The following is a 4,481-nucleotide window of genomic DNA, read 5'->3' as shown; positions in this document are numbered from 1 at the left end:
TAAACGGGAGAGGCAACGTGTTTCTCATCTTCAAGCAGCCCACATAAACCCGATGTCATGAAACGTCGCAGCCTTCCCCTCCGTATAGAGGGATGGCCGCGCTATTCTATCCCCGTGGCCGCGACCCCGACCGCGTCCACCGAGGATCTGATGCGTTCGCCTTTCACCGACCGTGCCGGCCGCTTCTCCTGGCTGAAATCCGTGGTCTTCGTGCTGCTGCTGCTGCCCGGGCTGTGGTATGGCGGGCGGCTGCTGGCCGGCGACCTGGGTGCCGACCCGGTGCAGACCTTCCAGCGCAACATCGGGCTGTGGGTGCTGTACCTGCTGGTCATCGGCCTGGCCATCACGCCGCTGAAGCGGGCGCTGCGCTGGCCGCAGTTGATCCAGGTGCGGCGAATGATCGGCGTCGCCGCCGCCACCTATGTCCTGATCCACCTCACCGGCTACACCGCCACCCAGCATTTCGACCTGGGCTTCGTGGCGTCGGAGATCGTCAAGCGCCTGTACCTCACCATCGGGTTCCTGGCGCTGCTGGGGCTGATGCCGCTGCTGGCGACCTCGACCGACGCCATGGTCAAGCGCCTGGGCGGCAAGCGGTGGCAGCGGCTGCACCAGCTGATCTATCCGATCGTGGTGCTGGGGCTGGTGCATGGGGTGATGCAGTCCAAGGTCGACGTCGCCATCCCGACCATGCTGGCCGGCTTCACCATCTGGCTGCTGGCCTGGCGGGTGCTGGACAACCGCTTCGGCCTCGGCGACGGGCTGCCGCTGTGGTCGCTGGCGCTGCTGTCGGTGGTCACCGCCTTGGTCACCGCCGGGGGCGAGGCGGCGATGTACGGGCTGTTCACGGGCGTCGACCCGATGCGGGTGCTGCGCGCCAACCTGATCTTCGCCTTCGGCCCGCGCCCGGCCTGGATCGTACTGGGCGCCGGCCTGGTCGTCACCGTGCTGGCGGCGCTGCGCCGGCTGCAGAAGAGCAGAGCCCGCCGGCCTGCTTTGGCTTAATCCGGCTTCCGGACCAAGACCACCGCGGCCATCAGGGCCAGGATCAGCACGCCGCCGCTGAGCGCCATCGCCAGGCGCATGCCCTCGACCGACATGCCGCCGCCGCCGATCGCGCCGAGCACGGCGACGCCGAGGGCGCCGCCGGTCTGGCGCAGCGAGTTGAGCACGCCCGAGGCGATGCCGGAGCGGGCGCGATCGACCGTCGCCAGCAGTGCCGCGGTCATCGGCGGCACGGTCAGCGCCGTGCCGCAGCCGATCAGCAGCAGCGTCCACCAGAGGCCGCCGTAGTCGGTCGCCGGGGTCAGCACCAGCGCCAGGGCGGCGAAGCCGGCCACGGCGACGCACAGCCCCGCCACCATCGGCAGCCGCGCCCCGTAGCGCGCTGCGATCCGGCCGGCGAAAACGTTGATGAAGGCGATCAGCCCGGTCATCGGCACGAAGGCGAGACCGGTGAGCAGCGGCGACAGGCCGAGCGGCCCCTGAAAATAGAGGCTGAGCAGGAAGGTCGAGCCGTAATAGCCGGCGTTGAGCAGGAAACCGATCAGCGAGACGGCCGAGAACACCGGGTGGCGGAACAGGCCGAGCGGCATCATCGGCGCCCGGCTGTGCGATTCGACCAGCAGGAAGCCGATGCCGGCCATCAGGAACAGCGCCGCCCCGCCCAGCACCAGCGGATGGGCCCAGCCCAGCGGTTCGCCCTCGATGATCGAGCCGGTCAGCGCCACCAGCGCGACGATCGCCAGGACCTGCCCCGGCAGGTCGAGCGCGCGGTTGTGCCGGCCCTCGGTCTCGGTGACGAAGCGCAGCGTCAGCCACAGGCCGATCGCGCCGATCGGCAGGTTGATCAGGAAGATGCTGCGCCAGCCGAACAGCGCGACCAGCACGCCGCCGACCACCGGCCCGGCCACCATCGCCATGCCGCCGGCCCCGGCCCAGATGCCGATCGCCCGCATCCGTTCGCCCGGATCGTGATAGGCATGGGCGACCAGGGCCAGGGAACAGGGCATCAGCAGCGCCCCGCCCAGGCCCTGGGCCACGCGGGCGGCGATCAGCACTGTGCCGGTCGGCGCCAGGCCGCAGGCCAGCGAGGCCAAAGTGAACAGGGCGAAGCCGGCCAGATACAGGCGCCGGGCGCCGAACCGGTCGCCCAACGCGCCGCCGGTCAAGAGCAGGCTGGCGAAGGCCAGGGTGTAGCCGTTCACCACCCATTGCAGCCCGGCGACGCCGCCCTGCATCAGCTCCTGGATCTGGTCGAGCGCGACATTGACGACGGTAACGTCGATCTGGACCACCACAACGCCGAGGCTGAGCGCGGCGAGTCGGGCGGCGCGCCGCGCGGGGGCGACGCGGTCGGGACAGGCATCGAAGGGCATGGGCGCGCCTGGGCGGCGGGAAGCGTTCGGTTTCTGTTCCCTAGCACGAGTCGCCCGGGCCCGAGGCCGCCTTCGGCGCATCGCTGTCCCGCGAGCCGGTCAATCCGGCGGCGGGCTAGACTGGACGGGCACAGCGGGAGAGATGATCGTGGCAGCAGAGCTCTATCTGATCCGGCACTGCCGGGCGGCCGGCCAGGAGCCGGAGGCACCGCTTACCGTGGAGGGCCGCGACCAGGCGCTCCGGCTGCGCGACCGGCTGTCGGACCTGCCGATCGCACGCATCGTCTCCAGCCCGTTCCTGCGGGCGCGGGACAGCGCCGCCCCGCTGGCCGAGTGGCTGGGGCTGACGGTCCGGATCGACGACCGGCTGGCGGAGCGGGTGCTGGCGACGGAGCCGGCCGAGGACTGGCGGGAGCGGCTGCGCCGGTCCTTCGCCGACCCGGCCCTGGCCTGGCCGGGCGGCGAATCCGGAGCCGTGGCGACCCGGCGCGGCCTCGCGGCGCTGGCCTATGCCGCGGCCGGCACCGAGGGGCCGGTGGCGGTCGTCAGCCACGGCAACCTGCTGGCCCTGCTGCTGCACAGTTTCGACAACCGCGACGGCTTCGCCGCCTGGGCGGCGCTGAGCAACCCGGATGTGTTCCACATCGACCCTGCCGGCATGGTCCGGCGCTGCTGGAAGGATGACGAATGACCCTGACCATCGCCCCGGAGACGCCGGACCAGGCCGAGGTGCATGTGTTGCTGGAACAGGCCGACCGCCGCTCGGCTGGCCTCTACCCGGCGGAGAGCCGGCATGGGCTGAGTGTCGCCGCGCTGCTGGCCCAGCAGGTGCGCTTCCTGGTCGCCCGGCAGGATGGTCGCGCGGTCGGCTGCGGCGGCTATGCGTCCGACAGCGAGGGCACGGCCGAGCTGAAGCGGATCTTCGTCGCCGCCGAGGCCCGCGGCCTGGGCATCGGCCGGGCCCTGCTGCAGGCGCTCGAGGCGGACGCAGCCGGCGCCGGCATCCGGCTGCTGCGGCTGGAGACCGGGGTGAAGTCGGTCGAGGCGCTTGGCCTCTACCGCCGCTTCGGCTATCGCGAGACCGGCCCCTTCGGCGCCTATGGCCCCGACCCGCTGAGCGTGTTCATGGAGAAGACGCTGCCGGCCGGGTGAGGCCGTCATCATCCTGTCGCCATCCGGCTGCTACGTCCGCCAGGCATCACCGACGGAGAGAGACTTGGACCGGACCGATCTGGCATCACGCCTGACAGCGCCTGCGGAGGGCGCGCCGAACCCGACGCTGGGCTTCAAATTCGCGCGCGACGGGTCGCCCCTGCCCTTCCGCGGCAACACCGTCATCTGCCACATCCCGGCGACGGCGCCGGAGCTGCCGGCCTTGGTCGAGCTGGCGCAGCGGCTGCGCGACCTGCCCTGGGGCGGGCGCTTCGCCTTCCTGCCGGCCTCGAGCTACCACATGACCGTCTTCGAGGGCGTGACCGACGCCGAGCGCACGCCCGATCGCTGGCCGCAAGGCGTCGCGCCCGATGCGCCGCTGGAGGACATCACCCGCCGCTTCATCGACCGGCTGCGCAGCCTGTCCGTGCCGCAGCGCTTCGCCATGCGGCCGGCCGGGCTGGTGCCGATGGGCACCGGCGGCACGGTGGTGGGGCTGGAGCCGGCGGACGAGGACACGGCCCGCCAGATCCGCGGCCTGCGCGAGGCCTTCGCCCTGATCCTGGGCCTGCGCAAGCCGAACCACGACGCCTACCGCTTCCACATCACGCTGAGCTATCTGCTGGAATGGCTGAGTCCGGCCGAGGCGGAACAGCATCTGGTGGCGCATCAGCGCCTCGGCGAGGCCTTCATCCAGGCCCATCCGGTGCTGCATCTCGGCCCGCCGGAATTCTGCGTGTTCGAGACCCTGCACCGCTTCCTGCCGGTGCTGTGGTTCCAGGGCTGAGACAGGAAAGGACCCGCCATCCCGGAGGATGGCGGGCCAGTCCGGACGGCGGCCCCCCCCCGCCATGGGCGCCGGGCGGGGGGGTGAGGGCGCGGGGGCGGGAGCCCCGGGGGGGGCCCGCCGCGCGGGCCCCCCGGCGCCCAAAGGGCGGGGGGGGGGGGGGG

General features: G+C 72.0%; 5 protein-coding genes. 4 read left to right on the top strand and 1 reads right to left on the bottom strand.

All coding sequences use genetic code 11. From position 1 onward, the window contains the following. The first annotated feature begins 150 nt into the window (after positions 1-150). A complete protein-coding gene (locus AAHM41_RS39165; protein WP_342242055.1) occupies positions 151-1,005 on the top strand; it encodes a sulfite oxidase heme-binding subunit YedZ in 855 nt (284 codons plus the stop codon). Here the strand turns inward: AAHM41_RS39165 and AAHM41_RS39160 are convergent. Beyond that, the gene (locus tag AAHM41_RS39160; RefSeq protein WP_342242054.1) at positions 1,002-2,378 is read right to left on the bottom strand and encodes an MFS transporter; all 1,377 of its coding nucleotides are present in this window, start codon (positions 2,376-2,378) and stop codon (positions 1,002-1,004) included. The genes AAHM41_RS39165 and AAHM41_RS39160 overlap by 4 nt on opposite strands. Before the next feature lie 148 nt (positions 2,379-2,526). Between AAHM41_RS39160 and AAHM41_RS39155 the strand changes: the two genes are divergently transcribed. The 3 genes from AAHM41_RS39155 to AAHM41_RS39145 all read left to right on the top strand — a co-directional run bounded on the left by AAHM41_RS39155 (position 2,527) and on the right by AAHM41_RS39145 (position 4,317). After that, positions 2,527-3,069 (top strand): histidine phosphatase family protein, encoded by a 543-nt coding sequence (locus tag AAHM41_RS39155; protein ID WP_342242053.1) that lies wholly within the window; start codon positions 2,527-2,529, stop codon positions 3,067-3,069. Then, positions 3,066-3,530, top strand: coding sequence for a GNAT family N-acetyltransferase (locus AAHM41_RS39150; RefSeq protein WP_342242052.1), 465 nt, complete (start codon positions 3,066-3,068; stop codon positions 3,528-3,530). Before AAHM41_RS39155 ends, AAHM41_RS39150 begins: the two co-directional genes overlap by 4 nt. 64 nt (positions 3,531-3,594) lie before the next feature. Then, complete coding sequence (locus AAHM41_RS39145) at positions 3,595-4,317, top strand: DUF1868 domain-containing protein (RefSeq protein ID WP_342242051.1); 723 nt, start codon at positions 3,595-3,597, stop codon at positions 4,315-4,317. The last annotated feature ends 164 nt before the right edge of the window (positions 4,318-4,481 follow it).

The sequence above is a fragment of the Inquilinus sp. OTU3971 genome, assembly GCF_038440215.1.
This window is presented reverse-complemented; position numbering and strand designations above follow the sequence as displayed.

Excerpts from the sequence above, each read along its gene's own strand:
- AAHM41_RS39165 (WP_342242055.1), top strand. The coding sequence starts at position 151 with ATGCGTTCGCCTTTCACCGACCGTGCCGGCCGCTTCTCCTGGCTGAAA.
- AAHM41_RS39160 (WP_342242054.1), bottom strand. The coding sequence starts at position 2,378 with ATGCCCTTCGATGCCTGTCCCGACCGCGTCGCCCCCGCGCGGCGCGCC.
- AAHM41_RS39150 (WP_342242052.1), top strand. The coding sequence starts at position 3,066 with ATGACCCTGACCATCGCCCCGGAGACGCCGGACCAGGCCGAGGTGCAT.